This is a genomic window from Pectobacterium parmentieri (genome assembly GCF_001742145.1).
Lineage (GTDB): Bacteria > Pseudomonadota > Gammaproteobacteria > Enterobacterales > Enterobacteriaceae > Pectobacterium > Pectobacterium parmentieri.
In genome coordinates, this window is the sequence record NZ_CP015749.1 from 699612 (window position 1) to 724486 (window position 24875).

Annotated in this window: 20 protein-coding genes, 6 tRNA genes and 2 pseudogenes; 10 read left to right on the top strand and 18 right to left on the bottom strand. The window is 48.7% G+C overall.

Annotated elements, in window-relative coordinates:
• Positions 1 to 75: 75 nt before the first annotated feature.
• On the top strand, positions 76 to 1242 hold the full coding sequence (ubiF, locus tag A8F97_RS02985; protein ID WP_014700726.1) for a 3-demethoxyubiquinol 3-hydroxylase: 1167 nt from the start codon (positions 76 to 78) through the stop codon (positions 1240 to 1242).
• A 23-nt stretch (positions 1243 to 1265) separates the two neighbouring features.
• On the opposite strand, the gene A8F97_RS02990 is transcribed toward ubiF, so the two are convergent.
• The 11 genes from A8F97_RS02990 to nagB form a co-directional block, all read right to left on the bottom strand.
• The gene (locus A8F97_RS02990) at positions 1266 to 1880 is read right to left on the bottom strand and encodes a hypothetical protein (protein ID WP_015730917.1); all 615 of its coding nucleotides are present in this window, start codon (positions 1878 to 1880) and stop codon (positions 1266 to 1268) included.
• Positions 1881 to 2013: 133 nt separating this feature from the next.
• Positions 2014 to 2088, bottom strand: a tRNA-Gln gene (locus A8F97_RS02995).
• 6 nt (positions 2089 to 2094) lie between these two features.
• Positions 2095 to 2171: transfer RNA gene (locus A8F97_RS03000), tRNA-Met, on the bottom strand.
• 54 nt (positions 2172 to 2225) lie between these two features.
• Positions 2226 to 2300 (bottom strand) — tRNA-Gln (locus A8F97_RS03005).
• A 35-nt stretch (positions 2301 to 2335) separates the two neighbouring features.
• A tRNA-Gln gene (locus tag A8F97_RS03010) sits at positions 2336 to 2410 on the bottom strand.
• A 56-nt stretch (positions 2411 to 2466) separates the two neighbouring features.
• Positions 2467 to 2551 (bottom strand) — tRNA-Leu (locus A8F97_RS03015).
• An 8-nt stretch (positions 2552 to 2559) separates the two neighbouring features.
• A tRNA-Met gene (locus A8F97_RS03020) sits at positions 2560 to 2636 on the bottom strand.
• Between the two features lie 298 nt (positions 2637 to 2934).
• Positions 2935 to 4599: an asparagine synthase B gene (gene asnB, locus A8F97_RS03025; RefSeq protein ID WP_033071797.1), complete on the bottom strand. Its 1665-nt coding sequence runs from the start codon at positions 4597 to 4599 to the stop codon at positions 2935 to 2937.
• A gap of 203 nt (positions 4600 to 4802) precedes the next feature.
• The gene (nagC, locus tag A8F97_RS03030) at positions 4803 to 6026 is read right to left on the bottom strand and encodes a DNA-binding transcriptional regulator NagC (protein ID WP_015730915.1); all 1224 of its coding nucleotides are present in this window, start codon (positions 6024 to 6026) and stop codon (positions 4803 to 4805) included.
• A 91-nt stretch (positions 6027 to 6117) separates the two neighbouring features.
• On the bottom strand, positions 6118 to 7263 hold the full coding sequence (gene nagA, locus A8F97_RS03035; RefSeq protein ID WP_015730914.1) for an N-acetylglucosamine-6-phosphate deacetylase: 1146 nt from the start codon (positions 7261 to 7263) through the stop codon (positions 6118 to 6120).
• Positions 7264 to 7282: 19 nt separating this feature from the next.
• Positions 7283 to 8083 carry a glucosamine-6-phosphate deaminase gene (nagB, locus tag A8F97_RS03040; protein WP_014700721.1) on the bottom strand — a complete coding sequence of 267 codons (801 nt, stop codon included), beginning with the start codon at positions 8081 to 8083 and terminating at the stop codon, positions 7283 to 7285.
• Between the two features lie 359 nt (positions 8084 to 8442).
• Here nagB and nagE point away from each other — a divergent pair, with 359 nt between their 5' ends.
• Positions 8443 to 9939 (top strand): N-acetylglucosamine-specific PTS transporter subunit IIBC, encoded by a 1497-nt coding sequence (gene nagE / locus A8F97_RS03045; protein WP_014700720.1) that lies wholly within the window; start codon positions 8443 to 8445, stop codon positions 9937 to 9939.
• A 165-nt stretch (positions 9940 to 10104) separates the two neighbouring features.
• A complete protein-coding gene (glnS, locus tag A8F97_RS03050; protein WP_014700719.1) occupies positions 10105 to 11763 on the top strand; it encodes a glutamine--tRNA ligase in 1659 nt (552 codons plus the stop codon).
• A gap of 57 nt (positions 11764 to 11820) precedes the next feature.
• Here glnS and fur read toward each other — a convergent pair whose 3' ends face one another.
• Complete coding sequence (fur, locus tag A8F97_RS03055) at positions 11821 to 12270, bottom strand: ferric iron uptake transcriptional regulator (protein ID WP_005973843.1); 450 nt, start codon at positions 12268 to 12270, stop codon at positions 11821 to 11823.
• A gap of 329 nt (positions 12271 to 12599) precedes the next feature.
• A complete protein-coding gene (fldA, locus tag A8F97_RS03060; protein WP_014700718.1) occupies positions 12600 to 13127 on the bottom strand; it encodes a flavodoxin FldA in 528 nt (175 codons plus the stop codon).
• 888 nt (positions 13128 to 14015) lie between these two features.
• Here fldA and A8F97_RS03065 point away from each other — a divergent pair.
• Complete coding sequence (locus A8F97_RS03065; RefSeq protein WP_014700716.1) at positions 14016 to 15683, top strand: methyl-accepting chemotaxis protein; 1668 nt, start codon at positions 14016 to 14018, stop codon at positions 15681 to 15683.
• A 151-nt stretch (positions 15684 to 15834) separates the two neighbouring features.
• On the opposite strand, the gene ybfE is transcribed toward A8F97_RS03065, so the two are convergent.
• A complete protein-coding gene (gene ybfE / locus A8F97_RS03070; protein WP_005973848.1) occupies positions 15835 to 16116 on the bottom strand; it encodes a LexA regulated protein in 282 nt (93 codons plus the stop codon).
• A gap of 292 nt (positions 16117 to 16408) precedes the next feature.
• Positions 16409 to 17176 (bottom strand): esterase, encoded by a 768-nt coding sequence (gene ybfF, locus A8F97_RS03075; RefSeq protein ID WP_033071796.1) that lies wholly within the window; start codon positions 17174 to 17176, stop codon positions 16409 to 16411.
• 284 nt (positions 17177 to 17460) lie between these two features.
• Between ybfF and seqA the strand changes: the two genes are divergently transcribed.
• Both seqA and pgm read left to right on the top strand, forming a co-directional pair.
• A complete protein-coding gene (gene seqA, locus A8F97_RS03080) occupies positions 17461 to 17997 on the top strand; it encodes a replication initiation negative regulator SeqA (protein ID WP_014700714.1) in 537 nt (178 codons plus the stop codon).
• A gap of 126 nt (positions 17998 to 18123) precedes the next feature.
• Positions 18124 to 19767: a phosphoglucomutase (alpha-D-glucose-1,6-bisphosphate-dependent) gene (gene pgm / locus A8F97_RS03085; protein ID WP_015730910.1), complete on the top strand. Its 1644-nt coding sequence runs from the start codon at positions 18124 to 18126 to the stop codon at positions 19765 to 19767.
• A 57-nt stretch (positions 19768 to 19824) separates the two neighbouring features.
• Here pgm and A8F97_RS03090 read toward each other — a convergent pair whose 3' ends face one another.
• From A8F97_RS03090 to A8F97_RS25095, 3 genes and pseudogenes are all read right to left on the bottom strand, one after another.
• Positions 19825 to 20253, bottom strand: coding sequence for an EamA family transporter (locus A8F97_RS03090; protein WP_033071795.1), 429 nt, complete (start codon positions 20251 to 20253; stop codon positions 19825 to 19827).
• Between the two features lie 82 nt (positions 20254 to 20335).
• Positions 20336 to 20812, bottom strand: a pseudogene (locus A8F97_RS03095) (winged helix-turn-helix domain-containing protein); the annotation flags it as partial.
• Positions 20806 to 20895 (bottom strand): annotated as a pseudogene (locus A8F97_RS25095) (DUF4118 domain-containing protein); the annotation flags it as partial. The pseudogenes A8F97_RS03095 and A8F97_RS25095, both read right to left, overlap by 7 nt.
• A gap of 716 nt (positions 20896 to 21611) precedes the next feature.
• On the opposite strand from A8F97_RS25095, the gene A8F97_RS03100 reads away from it, so the two are divergent.
• The 4 genes from A8F97_RS03100 to A8F97_RS03115 all read left to right on the top strand — a co-directional run bounded on the left by A8F97_RS03100 (position 21612) and on the right by A8F97_RS03115 (position 24870).
• On the top strand, positions 21612 to 22163 hold the full coding sequence (locus A8F97_RS03100; RefSeq protein WP_033071794.1) for a hypothetical protein: 552 nt from the start codon (positions 21612 to 21614) through the stop codon (positions 22161 to 22163).
• A gap of 128 nt (positions 22164 to 22291) precedes the next feature.
• Entirely contained in the window at positions 22292 to 22798 is a 507-nt protein-coding gene (locus A8F97_RS03105) for a hypothetical protein (RefSeq protein WP_033071793.1), read from the top strand.
• A 611-nt stretch (positions 22799 to 23409) separates the two neighbouring features.
• Complete coding sequence (locus tag A8F97_RS03110) at positions 23410 to 23616, top strand: YbfA family protein (protein ID WP_010299142.1); 207 nt, start codon at positions 23410 to 23412, stop codon at positions 23614 to 23616.
• Positions 23617 to 23910: 294 nt separating this feature from the next.
• Positions 23911 to 24870 carry a YbgA family protein gene (locus A8F97_RS03115; protein ID WP_014700708.1) on the top strand — a complete coding sequence of 320 codons (960 nt, stop codon included), beginning with the start codon at positions 23911 to 23913 and terminating at the stop codon, positions 24868 to 24870.
• Positions 24871 to 24875: the final 5 nt, after the last annotated feature.

Below are 24875 nucleotides of genomic sequence, written 5' to 3' on the forward strand. Positions count from 1 at the left end.
CCGTAAATCCAGTACACTATTTTCATGCATTTTTACTGGTGTGAATAAACCAGAACCAGAGGGGATAAAGCCAATATGCATTACGATGCGATTGTGGTCGGCGGTGGTATGGTCGGCGCGGCTGCGGCGCTTGGGCTGGCACAGCAAGGATTTCAGGTTGCGGTGGTTGAGCAAGAAATGCCTGCGCCGTTTGATGCTGCCAGCCCGCCAGATTTACGGATCTCGGCGATTGGCTACGCGTCGGTTGCGTTGCTGAAAGAGCTGGGCGTATGGCAGAGAGTGCAGCAGATGCGCAGTGCGCCTTACCGCCGGCTGGAAACCTGGGAATGGGCGAATGCCAGAGTAGTTTTCGATGCTGCCGACATTCATCTACCTGAGCTGGGTTTTATGGTGGAAAACCGTGTGCTGCAATTGGCGCTCTGGGAAAGCTTACAGGAAGAAGAACACTGCGAATGTCACTGCCCGGCTACGCCGCAGAGTCTGCAACACACGGATGATGGCTGGTGCTTGCAACTTACTGATGGGAAACAACTGATGGCTTCACTGGTGGTTGGCGCTGATGGCGCGAACTCTCAGGTTCGCCAGTGGGCGGGAATTGGCATTAGCGGGTGGCAGTATCGCCAGTCTTGTATGTTGATAGGTGTTGAAACTTCTCAACCGCAGCAGGATGTTACCTGGCAACAGTTCACGCCGAGTGGCCCACGTGCGTTTTTACCGCTGTTTGACCAATGGGGATCACTAGTGTGGTATGACAGCCCGCAGCGTATTCGCCAGCTTCAGGCGATGCCGCTTACACAGTTGGATAAAGAGATTACCGCCGCGTTTCCAGAGCGATTGGGTGCGGTAAAGGCATTCTCCGTAGGGTCATTTCCGCTGATCAGACGCCATGCCCAAACTTATATCAAGCCCGGTTTGGTGTTGCTGGGCGATGCGGCGCATACCATTAATCCGCTGGCAGGGCAGGGCGTTAATTTAGGATATCGCGATGTTGAGGCGTTGCTGGATGTGTTGATTAACGCGCGCGATGCTGGGGAAGAATGGGCTTCTGAACGGATTTTACGCCGTTATCAGTGCCGCCGTATGCCGGATAACCTGATGATGCAAAGTGGGATGGATTTATTCTATAACGCGTTCAGTAACACATTACCGCCGCTGAGCTTTGCTCGCAATATGGCGCTGATGATTGCACAGCGCGCTGGCGTGTTAAAACAGCGCGCACTGAAATATGCCATTGGTGTCTAATCCGATAATGAGGATGCCGCCAGCTACCGTACTGGCTTGGCGGTGAAGATAATATCGGCGTCCGCGTCGGTTGTTGCTGTAAAACGAGTATTCCCTACCTGCCGAATGCCTTTACCTGAGGTTCGGCTATCCTGAAGTAGGCCGAACATCATCTCAGTTACTTCACGATTTTCGATATTATTCTCACTCAGTAGTGCAGAAAACACGGCTGTGACAATTTGTAGGTTCTGTGTCGCTGTTTCGGCAGATTCTGATGAAGCGCTGAACACGATGAGCTCTGTGAGTTGTTGATTTTGTTTCTCTGCTGACCCGATTAACCCGACGTGCTCATTGAAAATATGCTGAAAATCATCAACGGAATGTCCCTTTTCCAGATTAATGGTCAGTTTGAGAGGGATATTGAGTTGTGTCAGATTGGCATTCATTCTGTCAGCAAACTCTTGTGATGAAATCTTGAAAGACGCGATATTCGCGGCATACGTTGGGGCGATGAAGCAAAACAGCAGAGCCACATTGAGCAGCAACGTGTTTAACCGCGCACGAACAATGGATTGCCACGATTGGTTAACGTGTTTTTGTCGCGATGGCACTACGTGGCTGAAACCATAAGTAATAAAAAATGTAGATAAAACCTTCATGCTGCCCTTTTTGGGAAAATCGAATGGTTGGGATATGCTTGCTGGCACCAGACTATGTTAATACCAGACATAAGAAAACGGGGCGACGTCTTTCGACTGTCGCCCCGTATCTCGCTGTTTTACCAGCTTTATTTGGCTGGGGTACGAGGATTCGAACCTCGGAATGCCGGAATCAGAATCCGGTGCCTTACCGCTTGGCGATACCCCAAAAATTTGGTAGCTACGACGGGAATCGAACCTGTGACCCCAGCATTATGAGTGCTGTGCTCTAACCAGCTGAGCTACGTAGCCAAATGTACTGCTATTATTATTTCATTTCAACAAAATCTTCTACTATCAAGTAGATGGCTGGGGTACCTGGATTCGAACCAGGGAATGCTGGTATCAAAAACCAGTGCCTTACCGCTTGGCGATACCCCAACAGGACAACGAATTTTTTAGCATGTATTTCGAAATGGCTGGGGTACCTGGATTCGAACCAGGGAATGCCGGTATCAAAAACCGGTGCCTTACCGCTTGGCGATACCCCAATCACTACAAAATACCAACAGGCTTCGAAAAACGATGCCAGACCGAAAAAGTGACATGGTGCGGGAGGCGAGACTTGAACTCGCACACCTTGCGGCGCCAGAACCTAAATCTGGTGCGTCTACCAATTTCGCCACTCCCGCAAAAAAGATGGTGGCTACGACGGGAATCGAACCTGTGACCCCAGCATTATGAGTGCTGTGCTCTAACCAGCTGAGCTACGTAGCCATCTTTTTCGCGTCACCTTCATCGGCGTTGCGGGGCGCATTATGCGTAGTTGGTCTAATTGCGTCAACTAGTTTTTTCCCGAAAAGTGCCCTCAGGGTATCGTTTGTTTGGGTTATGAACAGTATGGTGAGAAAAGCGCCAAAAAGCACATAATCCCAATCAATTAAGCGTACAAAAACGGGCCATTATACTCGCCATACTTCAAGCTGCATGTGCGTTGTTCAAAACGTTAACGTTTTGCCCTGCAACTCGAATTATGTAGGGTATATGGCCCGTTAGCTGATGAAACTAAATCAAATTATTTGTAGGCAGATTGGTGTACGCCAACCGCGCGGCCTGATGGGTCATCCAGTTTTTTGAAGGATTCATCCCACTCAATCGCTTTAGCCGACGAACAGGCAACTGACGGGCCACCCGGTACACATTCTGCTGCACTCGGAACTGGGAACAGCTCTTCGAAGATTTCACGGTACAGGTAGGCTTCTTTGGAGCCCGGCGTGTTGTACGGGAAGCGGAAGCGTGCAGTTTCCAACTGTTGATCGGTAACCTGGTTAGCTGCCACTTCTTTCAGCGTGTCGATCCAACTGTAACCCACGCCATCAGAGAACTGTTCTTTCTGACGCCATGCTACGCTGTGTGGCAGATAGGATTCAAAGCACTCACGCAGAATGTGTTTTTCCATCTTGCCGTTGCCGCACATTTTGTCGCGCGGGTTGATGCGCATGGCGACATCAAGGAAGTTTTTGTCCAGGAATGGCACGCGAGCTTCTACGCCCCAGGCCGACATCGCTTTGTTAGCGCGAGCGCAGTCATACTGGTGCAGTGCCAGCAGCTTACGCACGGTTTCTTCATGCAGCTCTTTGGCGTTTGGCGCTTTGTGGAAATAGAGATAGCCGCCGAACACTTCGTCAGAACCTTCGCCTGATAGTACCATTTTGATACCCATCGCTTTGATTTTACGCGACATTAGGTACATCGGCGTTGAGGCGCGAATCGTGGTGACGTCATAGGTTTCGATGTGATAAATCACGTCGCGAATCGCATCCAGCCCTTCCTGCACGGTGAAGTGAATTTCATGGTGCACAGTGCCTAAGTGGTTAGCGACTTCCTGCGCCGCTTTCAAATCTGGCGCACCTTCCAAACCGACGGCGAAAGAGTGTAACTGAGGCCACCAGGCTTCGCTGCGTTCACCATCTTCTACGCGGCGCGCGGCATACTTTTTGGTGATTGCGGAGATAACGGAAGAATCCAGGCCGCCAGAGAGCAGCACGCCGTATGGCACGTCAGACATCAGGTGGCTTTTCACCGCTTCTTCCAGCGCGTCGTGCAGTGCTTCTTTATCCGTTTCGTTGTCTTTTACTGCGTCGTAATCAAACCAGTCACGCTGGTAATATTCACGGATTTCCCCGTCTTTGCTCCACAGGTAGCTGCCTGCTGGGAATTCTTTGATAGTACGGCAAACCGGTACCAGTGCTTTCATTTCAGACGCGACGTAGAGGTTACCGTGCTCATCGTAGCCCATATACAGTGGGATAATGCCGAGGTGGTCACGGCCAATCAGGTAGGCGTCTTTTTCGCTGTCATACAGCGCAAAAGCGAACATGCCGCGCAGCTCATCCAGGAATTCCGGGCCTTTTTCCTGATACAGCGCCAGGATGACTTCGCAGTCGGAGCCAGTCTGAAACGCGTAACGGTCACCGTATTGCTGACGCAATGTTTGATGGTTATAAATTTCACCGTTAACGGCCAGAATGTGGGTGCGCTCGGCGTTGTAAAGCGGCTGTGCGCCCGTGTTGACGTCAACGATAGACAGACGTTCGTGAGCCAGAATCGCTTTATCGCTGGCATAAACGCCGGACCAGTCTGGCCCGCGGTGACGCATTAAACGAGATAACTCCAGCGCTTTCTTACGCAGTTCAACAGGATCGCTTTTCAGATCAAGCACACCAAAAATAGAACACATACATGACTCCCAGTAATTACGAATTCGACCTCAGTGCTATTGATTTAGCATCAAAGTGCTATAGGAATTCAATATTATTTAATGAAAAAAGCCATTGGGGTGGTGTTTCGATAATTATTTGGCGCATTTGGTATTGATCCGTCAAATTAATGAAGAGGAAAGGCCGGGTTTTTAGTGATTACATAATCCGGCCAGAAAGGGAATCAGGCGTTTTCGAGCAATTGCTGTAGCAGAACACCGTTTAGCATCGCACGTTTGACCAAGGCGAAGGCGCTGATAGCGGAAAGATGGTTAAGGCTTGAGATCTCAATCGGCAGATTATGACGGAATTCCTTCAGCACCTGAGAATTGATACAGCGCTGGATGGCAGGAAGTAGTGTTTTTTCTGCTGCGGTGATTTCACCAGCAATCACGACTTTCTGAGGGTTGAACAGGTTGATCGCGATGGAAAGCGCTTTACCGAGATTAAGCCCGGCCTGTTCGATGACCTCACGGGCGAGCGCATCGCCTCGATTCGCCGCTTTGCAAATCGCAGAAATCGTTGCGTTATCTGCAGAAAGTTTGCTGGGGTAACCTTGGCGCAGCAGATGCTGTACACGTTGTTCAATCGCACTGTTGGCGACGACGGTTTCCAGACAGCCGAAATTACCACAGTGGCAGCGATCGCCGAGCGGATCGATCTGAATATGACCGATCTCACCCACGTTGCCGTTGCTGCCAAGAAAAATTTGCCCGTTGACGAGAATCCCTGCGCCTGTACCCCGGTGGACACGTACCAGAATAGAATCTAGCGAGTCGTGGGTTGCGCCAAAGTAGTGTTCTGCCAACGCCAGACTGCGGATGTCGTGACCGACAAAGCTGGTGACGTTGAAGTGGCGTTGCAGGTTTTCGACCAGTTGCCAGTTATCCACGCTGATGTGCGGCATATAGCGGACAATACCCGCAACGGGATCAACCAACCCCGGCAGCACCACAGAGATCGCAATAAGCTCGCGAATGCGGCGCTGGTGGTTGGTGATAAAACTATTGAGCGCTTGAAAAAGCGCGGTTTCCAATGTCTCCTGCGTGTTTTCTTGTAGTTCGTAGTGCGCTTCTTCCAGTGCTTTTCCCTGTAAATCGTACAGCGCAATGGTGGCGTCATAACGACCGAGACGAACGGCTATGCTATGGAAAGGGCGATTTTCGGTGATAATCGAAATGGCGCGTCTGCCACCGGTGGAAGCCTGCTGATCGACTTCTTTGATGAGCCCGCGCTCCAGAAGTTGGCGGGTGATTTTGGTGACGCTGGCGGGAGCAAGTTGGCTCTGCTCTGCTATCTGAATCCGTGAGATCGGGCCTTGCTGATCAATCAGGCGGTAAACCACCGCGCTGTTTAATTGCTTAACCAGATCGACATTCCCTATCTGCGCCTGTCCGCCTGTGGTCATTAAGAAGTACTCGCTTAGGTTTAACTCAACGTTGGGGAACCTTATTTGGTTTCCCCAACGTATTTCTGCGTTACCCCAAGACGCTTTCGCTTTACCCCCAAACTGGGTTGCCGTTAACAAATGTCTTGAGAATGTGATAATCACGGTCAAAGGCGGTCAGGTTCGCTACTTTACCGCTTTCAATGCTGCCTAACTGTTTGTCGACACCGATGGCACGAGCGGGATAGAGCGTCGCCATCCGAATGGCTTCATCCAATGCGATACCGACGTGTTCGACGCTATTACGCACGGCGTCAATCATAGTCAGTGCCGAACCGCTCAGGGTGCCGTTTTCATCAACACAAATGCCATCACGGTAGTATATGGTTTTACCAGCAAAAATGAACTGGTCAATATCCGCGCCCGCCGGTGCGGTGGCGTCGGTAACCAACACCAACTTGTCGCCCTTGATGCGTTTACTGTTGCGAATGTTGGCCCAGTCTACGTGTCGTCCATCCGCGATAATGCCGCAATAGACTTCAGGGGCATCGTAAATCGCACCAACGAGCCCAGGCTCACGACCAGTCAGATACGGCATGGCGTTGAACAGGTGAGTGGCGAAACGAATTCCGGCGGCAAAACCCTGCTTAGCCTGTTCCCAGGTCGCGTTAGAATGCCCAGCAGAGACGACGATACCCGCCGCCGTCAACTGGCGGATGAACGACGGCTCGACTTCTTCCGGTGCCAGTGTGATTTTCGTAATTGCATCCGCGTTGGCGCACAGAAAGTCGACGAGTTCTTGCGTTGGCTTGCGGATAAAAGCAGGGTCATGTGTGCCTTTTTTTATTACGTTCAGCCATGGGCCTTCGAGATGCAGTCCAAGCGCCAGATGCTTATTCTGCGCCAGCCAGTCTCTCATTACGTTGACGCTGTGCTTCATGAACGCGTCGCTGGACGTAATTAGCGTAGGTAAAAAGCTGGTGCAGCCTGATCGCTGGTTTGCCTGCTGCATGATTTCCAACGTTTTGACGGAGATCGTCTCCAGCGAATCGTTGAATTGCACACCTCCACAACCGTTCAACTGGAGATCAATAAACCCGGGGGCGAGGAACGCACCGCCCAGGTCGTGCTGTTCAATGCCAGAAGGGAGAGCGGCAAGTGGGCAGATCCGTTCGATCAGCCCATCGGCAATCACAACGGCGTGATTATCCAAAATCTGATGGCCGGTGAAAATCCGGCTATGGGTTAACGCGTACATCATCAACTCCCGCGATCGGTTAGAGATTTTTCATACTTTCCGTTTCTAACTCACGGAAATATTTAACGGTTTTTACCTTTAGCTCCATCGTTGAAGGCTCATCACAAACCATGATGGCTTTAGCATGGAGTTGCAGACAACTGATGGTCCACATGTGGTTGACGTTGCCTTCTACCGCAGCCTGTAGCGCTTGCGCTTTGTTGCGTCCGGTCACCAGAATCATCACTTCTTCGGCATCCAGCAATGTACCAACGCCAACGGTCAGGGCAAATTTGGGCACCAAACTGACGTTCCCGCCGAAGAAACGGGAATTCGCAATACGGGTTTCTTCCGTCAACGTTTTGATGCGGGTGCGGGAAGCCAGAGAGGAAGCGGGTTCATTGAAGGCGATGTGCCCATCATTACCCACGCCGCCCATGAAAAGATGAATTTTCCCGTAGGATTTTATTTTTTCTTCATAGCGGCGACATTCTGCTGTGGTGTCTTCTGCGTTGCCGTTCAACAGGTTAATGTTTTCACGCGGAATATCAACGTGATTGAAGAAATTTTGATGCATAAAGGTATGATAGCTTTCCGGGTGATCGGTTGGCAGGCCGACGTATTCATCCATATTGAAAGTCACAACGTATTTGAAGCTCACCAGACCGGCTTTGTGCATGGCGACCAGCGATTTATAGGCTTCCTGTGGTGAGCTACCTGTCGGTAAGCCAAGAATAAAAGGGCGCTCCGCGCTGGGTTTGAAAGCGTTAATTTTCTCAACGATGTAGTGGGCGGCCCATTTTCCGACGTCTGCGGCGGTAGTTAAAGGGATGAGTCTCATCGGCGCTCTCCTGATTTCTAGTGGGATTAAATTCGTTATCGCGTAAGTCGCGCCAGTGACGCGCGTTGTCTATGCATTAAAATTAGTCTACTCCGTTTTTTTTAATCTTGAAATAAGTTGGGGTTTTATTCAGATATAAAGTTTTCGTATGCAGTTTTTTGGTGATTTTTATCACATAATTATGGGGTTTAATTTGTGTAGCGAATTATTTTTCTTACACTGTCCCTAAGAACCACCGCGGGTCATGGTTTTTCGACAATGAAACTGTTCGACAGTGAAATTTTTGGCAGTGAAATTTATTGGCAGGTTTGTTTGCCCCACAACATTTCATTTACCTCACAAAGGTAAGAGAGGGAAAAGTGAGTATTCTGAGCTATTTACAAAAAGTCGGCCGGGCATTGATGGTGCCTGTCGCGACGCTGCCTGCTGCCGCTATCCTGATGGGGATAGGTTATTGGATTGATCCGGTTGGCTGGGGAAGTGAAAACGCGTTGGCGGCGCTTCTCATTAAATCGGGTGAGGCGATCATTGGACATATGGCGGTGCTGTTTGCGGTCGGTGTCGCTTACGGCATGTCGAAAGATAAGGATGGTGCGGCCGCCTTGACCGGTTTTGTTGGTTATCTGGTGCTGACTACACTGTGTTCACCCGCCGTGGTCGCTATGATTCAACGAATTCCCGTTGAACTGGTGCCGGCTGCGTTTGGTAAGATTGAAAACCAGTTCATCGGGATTATCGTCGGTGTGATGTCCGCCGAACTGTATAACCGTTTCAGCCAGGTTGAATTGCCTAAAGCGCTCTCTTTCTTCAGTGGGCGGCGTTTGGTACCGATTCTGGTTTCTTTCCTGATGATTCTGGTGGCGTTCATTTTAATGTACGTCTGGCCAGTCATTTACAATGCGCTGGTGTCGTTTGGTGAACATATTCAACAGTTAGGGTCGGCTGGTGCTGGGGTTTATGCTTTCTTTAACCGCTTACTGATCCCTGTTGGATTACACCATGCGCTGAATTCTGTGTTCTGGTTTGATGTCGCAGGTATCAACGATATTCCTAACTTCCTGGCAGGCCAACAGTCTATCGATTCTGGTAAAGCCATCGTTGGGATCACTGGGCGTTATCAGGCGGGCTTCTTCCCGATTATGATGTTCGGCCTGCCGGGCGCTGCGCTAGCGATTTACCACTGCGCGCGCCCAGAGAACAAAAGCAAAGTGGCCGGGATTATGTTGGCGGCGGCATTTGCTTCATTCTTTACCGGGATCACCGAGCCGCTGGAATTTTCGTTTATGTTTGTCGCGCCAGTGCTGTATTTCCTGCATGCGTTACTGACAGGTTTTTCCGTCTTTATTGCAGCCAGTATGCAGTGGATCGCCGGTTTTGGTTTCAGTGCCGGTCTGGTGGATATGGTGCTGTCTTCACGTAATCCGCTGGCAACCCAGTGGTACATGTTGATAGCGCAGGGGCTGGTATTCTTCGTCATTTACTACGTGGTGTTCCGCTTTACCATCACTCGCTTCAATCTGTTAACGCCGGGACGTGAGCTGGCGGTAAGCGGTAGTGAGGCAGATGGCTATGACGTGATTAAAGCGTCTGTGGGCAAGAAGTCAAACGATACGGCGGCGTTGGCACAGGGATATTTACAGGCACTTGGCGGTAAAGCCAACCTGGTTGGCATCGATGCCTGTATCACACGTTTGCGTTTGAACGTGGTTGATTCCTCTCTGGTTGATGATGCACAGGCGAAACGTCTTGGCGCTGCGGGTGTTATTCGCCTGAATAAACAAAGCGTACAGATTGTTGTGGGCACGCAGGCTGAGTCGATCGCAACGGCGCTGAAAGCGGAGTATGACAAGGCGTAATATAATGACGATGCTTGTGTAACGCCGTGTTATATCGATGAAACTGAGGGGGTGAGATAGCAATCTCGCCCCTTTTTTTCGTTATGAATAATTAACGGTTGTTTCCCAGCGTAGCTTGTTGGATCATTGTCGGTTATACGTCGTTTTAGCATTGAGGAATGAAGAATGAGTGAGGCTGAAGCCCGCCCGACTAACTTTATCCGTCAGATTATTGATGAAGATCTGGCGTCTGGTAAGCATGACCGTATTCAGACACGTTTTCCGCCAGAGCCGAATGGTTATCTGCATATTGGGCATGCCAAATCTATTTGCCTGAATTTTGGTATCGCGCGTGACTATCAAGGGCAATGCAACCTGCGTTTTGACGACACCAATCCGGTAAAAGAAGATATCGAATACGTTGAGTCGATCAAACGTGACGTCGAGTGGCTGGGTTTTTCATGGAGCGGTAACGTTCGTTATTCTTCTGATTATTTTGATCAACTGCACGCTTATGCGGTTGAGCTGATCGGTAAAGGGCTGGCTTACGTTGATGAGCTGACCGCCGATCAGATTCGCGAATACCGTGGTACGTTGACGGCACCGGGCAAAAACAGCCCTTATCGTGACCGTACCGTGCAGGAAAACCTGGCGCTATTTGAAAAAATGCGTAACGGCGGGTTTGCTGAAGGTACTGCTTGTCTGCGTGCAAAAATCGATATGGCATCATCCTTTATCGTGATGCGCGATCCGGTGCTGTATCGCATTAAGTTCTCCGATCACCACCAGACGGGCAATAAGTGGTGCATCTACCCGATGTATGACTTCACCCACTGCATTTCCGATGCGCTGGAAGGGATCACGCATTCTCTATGTACGTTGGAATTCCAGGATAATCGTCGTCTGTACGACTGGGTGCTGGATAACATCACGATTCCTTGCCATCCACGCCAGTACGAATTCTCCCGCCTCAATCTCGAATACGCGATTATGTCCAAGCGTAAGCTGAACCAACTGGTTGTGGAAAATGTGGTTGAAGGATGGGATGACCCGCGTATGCCGACTATCTCAGGCCTGCGTCGTCGTGGCTATAGTGCGGCTTCCGTCCGTGAATTTTGTGTGCGCATCGGCGTAACGAAGCAGGACAATAACGTGGAAATGGCCGCGCTTGAATCCTGCATCCGTGACGATCTGAATGAGAATGCTCCGCGTGCGATGGCAGTGTTAGATCCAGTCAAAGTCGTGATCGAGAACCTGCCCGCTGAGCACGAAGAGTTTGTTGCGATGCCGAACCATCCTAATAAGCCGGAAATGGGCTCGCGTCAGGTGGCATTCAGCCGTGAAGTTTACATCGATCGCGCTGACTTCCGTGAAGAAGCTAACAAACAGTACAAACGTCTGGTGTTGGGTAAAGAAGTTCGTTTGCGTAATGCCTATGTGATCAAAGCTGATCGCATTGAAAAAGACGAGCAGGGCACCATCTCCACGATCTATTGTAGTTATGATGCGGAAACGCTGAGCAAAGATCCGGCTGACGGCCGTAAAGTGAAGGGGGTTATCCACTGGGTCTCCGCGGCGCATGGCGTGCCAGCAGAATTCCGTTTGTACGATCGTTTATTCAGTGTGGCAAATCCTGGCGCGGCGGATGACTTCCTGTCGACGATTAACCCAGACTCACTGAAAGTTACGCGAGGCTTTGTCGAAGCGAGTTTGGCGCAGGCGGAAATAGAGAAAGCGTATCAGTTTGAGCGCGAAGGCTATTTCTGTGCCGATCGCGTTTACTCCAGTACAGACCATCTGGTGTTTAACCGAACGGTCGGGCTGCGCGATACCTGGGTAGGTTAAGGGCATGAGTTAGAAAATAAAACCGCCTCGGCGGTTTTATTTTTTTATGTGGTCGATTTATCGTGTGGACTCATGCAGGGTTTCGTCTTCTCGACAATCCCCTTCACTGCAATGCCCATAGAGATACAAACTGTGGTTGGTCAATTTAATGCCGTGTCTTTCTGCGATCTCACGCTGACGTGCTTCGATAGATTCATCGCGGAATTCAATGACTTTGCCACAGTCGAGGCAAATTAAGTGATCGTGATGATGCTGCTGCGTCAATTCAAAGACGGATTTACCACCTTCGAAGTTATGACGGGTTACGATACCTGCATCATCAAACTGGTTGAGTACGCGATAGACGGTAGCAAGACCAATCTCTTCGCCCATATCAATCAGTCTCTTGTATAAATCTTCCGCACTGACGTGATGACAGACAGGATCCTGTAACACTTCCAGTATTTTCAGTCTTGGAAGAGTGACTTTCAAGCCGGCCTTCTTCAATGCGGTATTGTTGTCAGTCATGCGGGTTTAGTCCTGTAGCTTACTTATCAATGGAGGCTGCCTAGCCTATGACATCGGTCGGCTCAAAAAATGCAAACGCGTCTCAATTATAGAACCGCGCATACAAAATGAAAACAAGGGAATGTTAACAATATTGTCCCCACTCACACTACTGATATATAACGCAATCCGTTGTTGATGAATGAGGAAAAGGTAAAGCGCGTATAAAACCGATGGGATTATTGTACAGGTTTACTGATAGAAGTTAAAAAAATGTATCAATTATTATGAAAGGTTTTACCTATCGATACTATTTTGGCTCTGATAGGGATTATCAGAGCCAAAATGGCTTAACCAACCAGCTCTTTCAGATTCAGTTCATCGCCGATCTGTTTCACCCACGTCGTCACGCGCTCGCTGGTCAATTCAGGCTGGCGGTCTTCATCGATAGCCAAACCAATGAAGTGATTATCGTCGGCAAGTCCTTTAGACGCTTCAAAATAATAGCCTTCTGTTGGCCAGTGGCCGACAATCGTCGCGCCGCGAGGCTCAATGATGTCGCGAATAGTTCCCATGGCATCACAGAAGTATTCTGCATAGTCTTCCTGATCGCCACAGCCAAACAGAGCAACCAATTTTCCGGTGAAATCAACCTCTTCCAACGAAGGGAAGAAGTCATCCCAATCGCACTGAGCTTCACCGTAATACCAGGTTGGAATACCTAACAGCAGAATATCGAAACCTTCCAGGTCTTCTTTGCTGCTTTTGGCGATGTCATGAACATCAGCAACGCTGGTGCCTAACTGTTGTTGGATCGTTTTGGCGATGTTTTCCGTGTTGCCGGTATCACTGCCAAAGAATATTCCGATGAGTGCCATGAATTGAATAACCCCTTGATTCCTAATGGTATGGTGTAATGTTTCACCCACTTATCTGCTAATAATAACAGACACTCACATTAGGAGAAACTCGTATCGGTATAGAGGCGTAAATCAAGAGCATGCAAAATGCGGAGGGCGATAAAAGGAGCGAAGTGCATCTCTTCTGGCGCTAAATTATCCATGTCAATAGTATGGTTATATTGCCTTCCGAGATTAGACATGCATAGCCCAGTACCAGAAGGTTATTTATTTGCAACGACGTTTCATTTTTTATGAATGATGTTTTTATTTTGCATTTCCTTTCAGTTGTAATTAAAAGCAGACTTCTTTTTTTAAGAAATAAAAGTCACGGAACGGTACATCTCTATTTAGGGAGAATTAAAATACATACAAAAGATAATGTTTTTATTGAATTGAAGATTTGTAACATTTTTCGGGAATATTCCTAATCAAAGAAGATAAGAATTATAATCATTTGTAGCTGAAACGATGCAACCTTGAAGAGAAAGTCTTTAGCTTTTGATATTAAAGAATAAAATGAAAATGATGTTTAAATTGCTTTTCCGTCTGGCTGTGTATCCACGCCAACGCACAAGGGACGTAGGGTGGCAGTCGCTTTGCTTTCAACCCTCTGATTAAAAAACGTATATTTATAAAAATAGGCGAATTTATTCTCGGTGTGAAAAATTATATTAATAAATATAGCAAGAGTGCTAAATATTCTCTGTATTTAGCCGATGAACTAGCGTGGTTTTTGAGTTTTCGACTCGGTGAAATGTGAACGCTAGGGAGAAGTGGTCTGTTTTATTGTGTGAATTTTCTGATTCATATTGGTTGATTAGCGATAAAAATCTTTTTAACCATTTTCCTGATTTGGAGTGAGCTATGAGACTTATTAAAAATATTGCCATCAGAACCGCTATGCTATGGGTGCTGGGCATTTTTTGTGTTCTTTGGGGGGGGGTATCGATATATACCCTGTTCTCTTTTAAAGAGATGACTACAACCTCAAAAACCAGCACCTTGCTGGTTCAGAACATGAATTTCATCAACCAGGGCAACGATCAATACTTCCGTATGGTAACCCGTCTGGCGCGTGCCGTAGATGCGCGTCGCAGTGGTGATAATGCTACCGCTGATAAAGAGCAGGCCTCTGCTCTCGTCGCGCTGGATAAACTGAAGTCTGATTTGGTGGCGTTTAATGCCATCGATCATGCGGGTCTGGATAATGCTCTGGTGCAGGCTGTCAGTCGTGACTGGAATAGTCTGGTTGTTCAAGGTGTTGAACCGCTTTATCAAAAGGCTGTTGCCAACGCGCTGGACGATTACCAAAATCAGGCCAAGAATATTGTGCCGCCATTGAGCCGTCAGTTTGGCGCGTCCCTATCCGCATTCAGTAGCGCCAGCGCAGAGAAATTCGCTGCAGCGGGGGTTCGCTTTGAACAAATCACCACGGTTGGACAGAACATTTTGCTGAGCGGGCTGTTTATCGGTCTTATCATGCTGTTCCTGACCGACCGTTATTTGGTGGTGTGCTTGGTTCGCCCGCTGAATGACCTGCGCTATCACTTTGGCGTGATTGCTTCTGGTCACTTGGGCAAGCCGATTCTGGACTTTGGTAATAACTGCGTTGGCCGCCTATTTCCATTGCTGCGTGAAATGCAGGGGAGTTTGGCTAGCACCGTTAGCACCATCAGAAACAGCACGGACTCCATCTATCAGGGGGCTTCTGAGATTGCTGCGGGTAATAACGATCTGTCATCACGTACCGAAGAGCAGGCTTCTGCGTTAGAAGAAACGGCAGCCAGCATGGAGCAACTGACGGCGACGGTGAAACAGAACGCAGAAAATGCCAATCACGCCAGCCAATTGGCATTGCAAGCCTCAACAACGGCGAAGAAGGGTGGGCAGATCGTCGAAAACGTGGTGAAAACCATGGCAGAAATCTCCGGCAGTTCGAGAAAAATCGCAGAAATCACCACCGTGATTAACGGCATTGCTTTCCAGACCAACATTCTGGCGCTGAACGCCGCGGTAGAAGCGGCGCGTGCGGGCGAACAAGGCCGTGGTTTTGCCGTGGTAGCCGGAGAAGTACGTAGTCTGGCGCAGCGTAGTGCACAGGCGGCGAAAGAGATTGAAGGGCTGATTTCTGAATCGGTCCGCTGTGTGGATACGGGTTCCAATTTGGTTAGCGATGCCGGCGACACCATGCAGGATATCGTCCGCGCGGTCACTAACGTGACAGATATTATGGGTGAAATTGCCTCGGCATCTGAAGAACAGAGCAAAGGCATCGCACAGGTTGGTCAGGCAGTGGCGGAAATGGACAGCGTAACGCAGCAAAATGCGGCATTGGTTGAACAGGCCTCTTCGGCTGCCTTGTCGCTGGAAGAGCAGGCGGCGCTGTTGAACCAGACTGTGTCCCTGTTCCAACTGTCCGATTCGCAGTCAGCGCTGCAAGTGGCTGCAAAACCGGTGCAAAAAGCGGCAGTGATTGCCCCGCGTGCAGGCAAAGCACTGCCAGCCAGTAGCGACAACTGGGAAAAATTCTAACTGTTGTTTTAATCGGGAAATTTTTAATCAGAAAACAGTGTTGTTTTAATCCGGTGGCGTGTTTTTAGTCTCGGATGAATGTTCAGGCGGCGTCAGAGATGGCGCCGCGCAAAATATGAAACCGCACTATGTGAATATCGCGTTACGTCAATCAGGGCTGCTGTTCGGCCAACTGTGCCAGCAACATCTCTTCAATCAATTCACTGCGGCTAATGTTCCGCTGTTCAGCAAGGCTGTTCAGGATATCCACAGCGTCGCTGTTAATCTTTAATTCAACACGGCGTAAGCCACGCACTTTATCGCGACGTAGTTGATTACGCTTGTTAATTCTTAGTTGTTCGTCACGTGTGAGCGGGTTGGTCTTGGGGCGGCCCGGACGACGCTCATCTGCGAACAGATCCAGTGTAGTGCGATCCGTTTGTTCTTTTGCCATAAGTAATGATACTGCAAGGTATTCGGATCAAAATACACAGAACTGCCCGTTCTGTCCTACAGATAAAATCGATGCCTACCCTCACTCTGCAATAGGATTGTCAGGGGGCGGTTTGGCTATCTGTGGAACATGCCGGGGAATTACGCGTGCACTTTGATGAAGTGGTTACAATGACTTGTGGCTGAATCAGCCGTCCCTCTACTGCGAACGCCATCATACCCTAGCCACACTGGCGGCGACAACGGTTAACTGCCGCTGTTGCCATGAATCCGCCAGTGTGTGTATGGTCTGGTTAATTCGCGTCCAGAAAACGGTGGATAGCGCGCAAAACGGTATCGGGTTTTTCTGAGTGAACCCAGTGGCCCGCGCCGCTGACAACGTGCGCCCGCGCCGCTGGGAACTGACGCAGCAGCGAATCACGGTAGCGATCGTCCAGATAGGGGGAATCGCCGCCGCGGATGAATAATATTGGCCCTTGCCAAGCCGGAACCTCTTGCCAGCCAACAATGTTTTCATACTCATCCCACAAGGCTGGTACGTTAAAACGCCACTCTCCCTGCTGGAAGGATTTCAGCAAAAACTGAATTACGCCTTCTTCTTTTATATATTGGCGCATGAGTGCGGTTGCTTCGGTTCGTGATGTCAGGCCTGCTTCCGTTACGGCACGCAGTGCAGTGAAGATGGTGTCGTGGCGGCGTACTTGATAATCCACTGGCGCGATATCAATCGCGACCAGTTTGTCCAGCCGTTCAGGAATAAGCTCGCTGAGCGCCATAGCGACTTTTCCTCCCATCGAATGCCCAATAACGATAGTGCGTTCGATGTTCAGTTCATCCAGCAGCGTCAATACATCCTCTGCCATGGCGGGGTAGTTCATCTGTGATGACCGTGGCGATAAACCGTGATTGCGTAAATCGATTTGCAGGATGTCATGCGTATTTTGCAAATCCCGACCCAGTACGCCAAGGTTATCTAATGTGCCAAACAAGCCATGAATCAGGACGACAGGGCGTTTATCTGTGGGCTGGTGCGCATTTTGCCAGCGATGATTCAATTTCATGGTGAAGTTCATTCAGAGAGACATGGGCTTAGGGTATCATGACTTTAGAGGCAATGTTGTCACTGAAGGAACGGTAAGGGACACGTATAGCTACTTGAATGGATGTGAAAGGCATTGGGGCATAGTCTGACTTTTGGTATTGTCCCATTATGCCGCTGTTCGATAATGTTTGAACGCCTGTATAATCCTTTTGATTTGAGTCATCTACCCATCGATGTCGGGTTGCAGAAGGGAACAACTCTGTAATTTGCACGATAATGGGTAAAAAACAGCACTGGATAAAGATGAAAACTATTGAAGTCGACGAAGAGCTTTATCGTTATATTGCCAGCCACACACAGCATATTGGTGAGAGCGCATCGGATATTTTACGGCGCATGCTGAAATTTACTGCTGGGCAGCCTGTTACAACGCCAGCGGTAGAGACGACGGCAACGGCGACGTCTCAGCCTGCTGTTGCGCCGAGCCCGCGCGATCGGGTTCGCACCTTGCGTGAACTGCTGCTGTCAGATGAATACGCTGAACAAAATAAGGCCATTAATCGCTTTATGCTGGTTTTGTGCTCGCTATATACCCTGGCGCCACAGGAATTTGCTGCCGCGACGGAATCGCTTCATGGCCGGACTCGGGTCTATTTTGCGGGCGACCAACAAACATTGCTTCAGCATGGCACACACACCAAGCCTAAACATATTCCGGGTACGCCATACTGGGTGATTACCAATACGAATACGGGTCGTAAACGCAGTATGGTTGAGCACATTATGCTGACGATGCAGTTCCCTGCGGAACTAACAGAAAAAGTGTGTGGAACCATCTAATCATCTATCTATCCCCTACATAATTCGAGTGGCATGCAGTCAACACCCAAACCGCTCGAAGAATGAGGGGGATAACATCAACCACTTATCTAACTACACTAACTACAGCGTTAGGGAGAAGCGCCAATGGCTAATCACCCAAGGGCCGGACAGCCTGCCCAGCAGAGCGATTTGATTAATGTGGCACAGTTAACGTCACAATATTATGTGTTGCGCCCGGAAGTCGGCAATACCGCTCATGCGGTGAAATTCGGTACGTCTGGCCATCGTGGTAGCGCCGGGCGTCATAGCTTTAATGAACCGCACATTCTGGCGATTGCGCAGGCGATTGCAGAAGAGCGCAAAAAGCAGGGCATCAGCGGCCCGTGCTATGTTGGGAAAGATACTCACGCGCTCTCCGAGCCAGCGTTTATTTCCGTGCTGGAAGTGTTGGCTGCCAACGGTGTGGATGTCATTGTTCAGTTGGATAATGGTTTTACCCCAACGCCTGCGGTGTCTAACGCGATTTTGGTTCATAATCGTCAGGGCGGTGCGCTGGCGGACGGTATTGTGATTACGCCGTCTCACAACCCGCCGGAAGATGGCGGCATTAAATATAATCCACCGAACGGCGGCCCTGCGGATACTAATCTGACCAGCGTGATTGAAACGCGTGCGAATGCGCTGTTGGCAGATGAACTGCGTGACGTGAAGCGTATTACGCTGGATCAGGCGTTTAACAGCGGACATGTCCACGAGCAGGATCTGGTTCAAGCTTATGTAGAAGGTCTGGCTAGCGTGGTGGACATGGTGGCTATTCAACGCGCCGGTCTGAAACTGGGCGTCGACCCGCTAGGTGGTTCCGGCATTGCCTACTGGCAGCGCATCGCAGAACACTACAAGCTGGATCTGACGCTGGTTAACGATGCTGTCGATCAAACATTCCGCTTTATGTCGCTGGATCATGACGGCGTGATCCGTATGGATTGCTCGTCAGAATTCGCGATGGCCGGATTGCTAGCGCTGCGTGACAAATTCGATCTGGCGTTTGCCAACGATCCTGATTATGACCGCCACGGCATTGTCACCCCTGCTGGGTTGATGAACCCGAACCACTATCTGGCGGTGGCAATCAACTATCTGTTCCAGCACCGTCCACAGTGGGGGCAATCTGTTGCTGTCGGTAAAACGCTGGTATCCAGTGCGATGATCGACCGCGTGGTGGCAGATTTGGGCCGCAAGCTGGTGGAAGTGCCGGTTGGCTTCAAATGGTTCGTTGATGGCCTATATGACGGCAGTTTTGGCTTCGGCGGTGAAGAAAGCGCGGGAGCTTCCTTCTTGCGCTTTGATGGCACGCCATGGTCAACGGACAAAGATGGCATCATCCTGTGTCTGCTGGCAGCGGAAATTACGGCTGTGACGGGTAAGAATCCGCAGCAGCATTATGATGAGCTGGCACAGCGCTTTGGCGCACCAAGCTACAACCGTATTCAGGCTTCCGCGACGCACGCGCAAAAAGCCGCGCTGTCCAAGTTGTCTCCTGAGCAGGTATCAGCGAGCACGCTGGCGGGCGATCCGATTACGGCTCGCCTGACCGCTGCACCGGGCAATGGTGCATCAATTGGTGGCCTGAAAGTGATGACGGAGAACGGCTGGTTCGCCGCACGTCCTTCCGGTACGGAAGAAGCCTACAAGATCTACTGTGAAAGTTTCCTCGGGGTGGAACACCGCGAGCGAATCGAGAAAGAAGCGGTAGAGATTGTTAGTGCGGTGCTTGCCAGCGCCAAATAAGTGAAAAGGGCGCTGCTTGCAGCGCCCTTGTTAATCTCGTTCAGCCAGAAAACGTATTTATCCTAACGCAACAAGTAGCGCACCCACTGAAATCAGCGCCACGCCGGCTCCCGCCATTAGCGAAATTTTTTCTCCCAGCAGGATGACCGCCAGCACGACGGCAAATACCACGCTGAGTTTATCGATCGGCGCGACCTGTGCGACGTTACCGTTCTTCAACGCGACAAAGTAAAACAGCCACGACAGCGCTCCCGCGATGCCGCTGAGTACAATGAACAATAGCGCTTTCTTATTAGCGATAACTTCACCGACCAGCACCAGCTTACCTTGTGCGACCACTACCCCCACCAGAAAAAGTGCCATGATGACGGCACGAATCGCGGTCGCCGTATTGGCGTCCAAATTTTGCAGACCGATCTTGCCAAATATTGCGACCATCGCGGCGCATACGGCAGACAACAAAGCATAAATTAACCAACTACTCATGATGGCGTATCCCTGAAGAGAAGGCAGGCGCGTACCGTGGGAGAGGTTCGCCAAGGACGCTGCCTGATACAGAAGGATGATTTTACGGTATAAATCGATAACCGATAGCGGTTTCAGTCAAGAGATGGCGCGGTCTTGCCGGGTCGCTTTCCAGCTTCTGGCGTAGATGCCCCATATAAATACGCAGATAGTGGCTGTGTTCGACGGCGTTTGGCCCCCAGACCTGCGTCAGGAGCTGGCGTTGCGTCAGCACTTTGCCGGGGTTGGCGAGCAAGGTTGCCAGCAGACGAAATTCGATGGGCGTCAGGTGCAGTTCCTGACCGTCGCGGTTCACCTGCCGATTAAGCAAATCTACGGTAATCGTACCGAAGCTCACCAGCGGTGTTTCCTGCTGGGTATTGTTGTGGCGACGGAGCGCGACGCGCAGCCGTGCCAGCAGTTCGCCGATGCCAAACGGTTTGGTTAGGTAATCATCGGCACCGGCATCCAGCGCAGCTATTTTATCCTGCTCGTCGGTACAGGCAGATAGCACAATAACGGGCAGGCTGCTCCACTGACGTTAATCACGGCAGCGAACACCAATGGCCAACGACCGAAGAAAAGCGCGACGATGACGACAGCCAGCAGATAAATCATCACTAGCACGAGCAGACTGCCTAAGACGATGCTGAGCGTCACAACACACCTCCGGAACAAAATAGACAGCGTCAGGGTAGGAAAACGCAGGAAAAGAAGGTGCAAATTTCCCGTCGGTAGGCGTAAAAAAAGTATAAAAATGGGGTGAAATGGAAATAGACGGTGGAGATCTCCACGTTGCTATGTAGACTTTACATAAACAAATGTAAGTCACTGCTCATTTATATTTTATAAAATTGAGTGAATTATCGTCTTTTTTATTTTTGATCTATTAAATAACTATTTTTCAATCGGTTATTTACTTCATTAATTCAAACTGTAGATAATTGTAGGGTAAACATAACTCAGGAAAGGCATGATTTTTTCTTTCCCCTTCCGTCGGAAGATAAAAAATAGTTTTTTATGAAAAAAACGACTGAAAATCACTGTTTTTTGCTTTATTCTATGTTTGTTATCTCTCCGGTTTCTTTTAATTTACTCATTGATGGATATAGTGATATATTCGAAATTAATGCCCATAAAGAAACATGATGGAGTAGGGGTTGTTTTATTAACCTTACACTAAATCCAAAGCATCGACGGCAGGAAGAAAGTGGCTTATCTGATGGATGGCGGACTATAAAGATATGTAGAATGTTGATATCCTCGGCTTGGTAAAGCTATAGGATAAATTGATAGGCAGAGCGTGTTTTATTTATAAATAGATATGGTAAGGTGATGAAATGAATAAGCAAGTTGAATTTTATATGGAACCTGTCCGTTTTTTTAAAAATCCATTGTTTTTATCTGGATCTAAAATGGCTTCATCTAAACACGATGTGATTACGAAAAAAGATGATGCTTTAAAGCTTATTTTTAGCCAAGACGTACCTTCAGGCTATTGGATTTGGGATGATTTCTTTTCTGGTCTAATATCAGAATTGATATTGGATGATAATTATGATTTAGCACAAAAATCTATAGTTGAGAGAATTATAGCTGAGAATGATGACACATTAAAAGAAACTATAAGGAAAAGGAAAGAATATCTTATAAGGAAAAAGGCGGTGCTGGCCGATAATTCTGAATATGATGAATTTGTTAAGGAGGTCGGTGATGAGTGCAATTATATGTTAATGATGCTGAGTGTGCAGAGATATTTGAAAGGTGAGGGGGTTAACAATAAACTTGAGGAGTTGTTCGATATTTTTAAAATGGGTTTTTTACCTTGTGGGGTAAAGAAAAATGCTAATGAAATCGTTGTTTTTGATCCCTCGGTATTAACGGTTGTTTGACTCAGGATCCTATAGTATTTTAGGTGATAATAACTATGGATATGTACATAACTTGATGGGGGATGGTAAGGTATTTGATATGGTTAACTCTAGATGATTTATAATGTGACTGAAATTACGGGGGGTAAATGAATTTATATAATCAAACATTACTCAATGAGTTTTACTCTCAAAATTTTTCTAAAGAGGAGTTAATTAAGAGATTTGACCTTGAGTGCTACAGCCCTGCTGCGTTCATTTCAAAAGAAATAGGCATCGCATCAAAAAAAGAAAATGCCGATGAATTAGAAGATGCGATAACGCTTGTTTTTATTTTTAATGAGAAGGATGTTCCTGTAGAACAGCTAAATTTTTTGTTGCTTGAACACTGGCATTATAAGCATGAGGATATTGCTAGTTTGCTGCAGGACATTAGATCAGAAAGCAGTGTGGAGTGTTTATTTAAAGCCATTCAAGAGGATTATAAATACTTATCATTTGACGATAGTTATGCATTGGCAATAAAGTGTATATGGGCGTTAGGTGGAATAAATAACGAGAATGCCAAATCTAAATTATCCGAGCTGTGCCAATCAGATATAGAGATTATTAAATCGAATGCTGAGAACCAACTAGCGAGATTGGCACATTCATAATTATTTAGGTCACGAAAGATAACATACTCTGCGATGGGATATATAAAATGGTTTTTTAATGATTTAGAGTAATATCAATCCGTTTTTTACCCATGATATATCATGGGCCCATGGCTAAATGCGCATCTTAGTAACCTCCTTTTTTCATCCCTCCTTGGATTTAAATGATCAGGTGGGTGATTTCACCCTGTGCCGACGCTTTTGTACTGATGTTCATCGCCTATGTGATAACCACCGATTCATCGAGCCATATCATCAGGGAGTCACGCCGTCTGTGTATTTTATGTAGATGGGCCGGGTGGTGATTTCAAACGTTTGCTTTGCCATCGGAGAGCGGAGGGATTGAAGAGACACCTGACGATCTAATCTGGCAATACAAATGCTGCTCATCCTCTTGTCCATGAGTTAACGAATAGTAAGTTTGTTGTTAACGTTATTGTAACTTAATAACGTGATGACGAAAAAACTGGCGATTATTTCATCTTTTTCTGGTCCGATGAGTAGTAAATTTTCAGGAAAGGCGGTAAAATTTTAACCAATATCACAGTTCTTATTTTATCGTTATGAAAGGTGCCGCTGAACAAGGGCGCTTATCCCAGAGGAGGATCGTTATGTCGCTTTATACTACTTATCCCTTGCACCGTATTCTCCTGCGTCGTGCCGCCGTGGTTGCCATCGGTGTCTTGGCGTTACCGGTGATGTTGTTCCGCCGCGATCGGGCACGTTTTTACAGCTATCTACACCGTGTCTGGCTGAAAACCAGCGATAAACCGGTATGGATGGCGCAGTCCGAAGCCGCAGCCTGCGATTTCTATTAAGGCCTGAGTGTAAGGTCTATCGTGTTTATCTGCTGTATACCTAAAGGAATGGCAGATAAACACGAAAATGAACCATACTTCATTGATAGAGTATCGGTTCAAGGGGTTTTGACGTTGTCTGATCTTCTCTCTTCTCGCCAGTTCTCCCTTTATTCCTCTCCAATCTCATGATTTATTACTTTATTCTTCGCTGCGACTGCACTGAATTGCGGTGAAATCCGCTATGCTGGTCAGAGGGTTTGCAGAATGCCAACGCACATGCAGCTTGAACTATGACGGGTATAAGGATAAATCATGACGCTCGAACTCATCCCTGTTGGTATCAGCGCCTGTCTGCTCGGTAATCCCGTGCGGTTTGATGGTGGACACAAGCGTCTGACGTTTGCCGCTGAACAACTGGCGCCCTATTTTCGTTTTGAGCCGGTCTGCCCGGAAATGGCGATTGGTTTACCGGTGCCGCGTCCTGCGCTCAGGCTGGTGCGCGAAGGGGAGAGCCACATCACACTACGCGCCAGTAATGGCTCGCCTCTGGATGTCACCCAGCAAATGACGGTGTTTTCCGCTGACAAAGTGAGCGAACTTCAGCACTTATGCGGGTATATCGTCTGCGCTAAATCACCAAGTTGTGGCATGGAGCGCGTGAAGGTTTACGATGAAGCGCAAAAGGATGCGCGTAAAAGCGGAATCGGCCTGTTTACGCAGGAGTTGATGCGGCAAATGCCCTGGCTGCCGGTTGAGGAAGATGGGCGCCTGCAAGATCCTGGCTTGCGGGAAAATTTCATTGAACGCGTTTATGCGCTGCACGAACTGAATCAGCTATGGCAAAACGGGCTGAGCCGTGGCGCGCTTATTGCCTTTCATAGCCGCTATAAATTACTGCTGTTGGCGCACTCCCAACCGGAATACCGCGAGCTGGGGCCGTTTGTTGCGGGGATCGATAAGTGGGAATCGCTGGAAGACTATATTGTTGAATACCGGATAAGGTTGATGAAACTGCTATCGACGCCTGCGACGCGACGCAATCACACCAATGTGCTGATGCATGTGCAGGGGTACTTCCGACGCCAGCTAAATTCTCAACAGCGACAGGAACTGGCGCAGCTTATCGATCGCTATCGACAGGGTTTGCAGCCGCTATTGGCACCTATCACATTGCTAAAACATTATATGGCGGAATACCCCGATGCGTATCTGGCCCAGCAGCGTTACTTTGAGCCGTACCCGGAAGCATTGCGCCTGCGTTATGGACACTAATTTGA

Bases quoted from the DNA above. Each gene is read 5' to 3' on its own strand.
- ubiF (WP_014700726.1), top strand. From the start codon at position 76: ATGCATTACGATGCGATTGTGGTCGGCGGTGGTATGGTCGGCGCGGCT.
- A8F97_RS02990 (WP_015730917.1), bottom strand. From the start codon at position 1,880: ATGAAGGTTTTATCTACATTTTTTATTACTTATGGTTTCAGCCACGTA.
- asnB (WP_033071797.1), bottom strand. From the start codon at position 4,599: ATGTGTTCTATTTTTGGTGTGCTTGATCTGAAAAGCGATCCTGTTGAA.
- nagC (WP_015730915.1), bottom strand. From the start codon at position 6,026: ATGACCACAGGCGGACAGGCGCAGATAGGGAATGTCGATCTGGTTAAG.
- nagA (WP_015730914.1), bottom strand. From the start codon at position 7,263: ATGTACGCGTTAACCCATAGCCGGATTTTCACCGGCCATCAGATTTTG.
- nagB (WP_014700721.1), bottom strand. From the start codon at position 8,083: ATGAGACTCATCCCTTTAACTACCGCCGCAGACGTCGGAAAATGGGCC.
- glnS (WP_014700719.1), top strand. From the start codon at position 10,105: ATGAGTGAGGCTGAAGCCCGCCCGACTAACTTTATCCGTCAGATTATT.
- fur (WP_005973843.1), bottom strand. From the start codon at position 12,270: ATGACTGACAACAATACCGCATTGAAGAAGGCCGGCTTGAAAGTCACT.
- fldA (WP_014700718.1), bottom strand. From the start codon at position 13,127: ATGGCACTCATCGGAATATTCTTTGGCAGTGATACCGGCAACACGGAA.
- A8F97_RS03065 (WP_014700716.1), top strand. From the start codon at position 14,016: ATGAGACTTATTAAAAATATTGCCATCAGAACCGCTATGCTATGGGTG.
- ybfE (WP_005973848.1), bottom strand. From the start codon at position 16,116: ATGGCAAAAGAACAAACGGATCGCACTACACTGGATCTGTTCGCAGAT.
- ybfF (WP_033071796.1), bottom strand. From the start codon at position 17,176: ATGAAATTGAATCATCGCTGGCAAAATGCGCACCAGCCCACAGATAAA.
- seqA (WP_014700714.1), top strand. From the start codon at position 17,461: ATGAAAACTATTGAAGTCGACGAAGAGCTTTATCGTTATATTGCCAGC.
- pgm (WP_015730910.1), top strand. From the start codon at position 18,124: ATGGCTAATCACCCAAGGGCCGGACAGCCTGCCCAGCAGAGCGATTTG.
- A8F97_RS03090 (WP_033071795.1), bottom strand. From the start codon at position 20,253: ATGAGTAGTTGGTTAATTTATGCTTTGTTGTCTGCCGTATGCGCCGCG.
- A8F97_RS03100 (WP_033071794.1), top strand. From the start codon at position 21,612: ATGAATAAGCAAGTTGAATTTTATATGGAACCTGTCCGTTTTTTTAAA.
- A8F97_RS03105 (WP_033071793.1), top strand. From the start codon at position 22,292: ATGAATTTATATAATCAAACATTACTCAATGAGTTTTACTCTCAAAAT.
- A8F97_RS03110 (WP_010299142.1), top strand. From the start codon at position 23,410: ATGTCGCTTTATACTACTTATCCCTTGCACCGTATTCTCCTGCGTCGT.
- A8F97_RS03115 (WP_014700708.1), top strand. From the start codon at position 23,911: ATGACGCTCGAACTCATCCCTGTTGGTATCAGCGCCTGTCTGCTCGGT.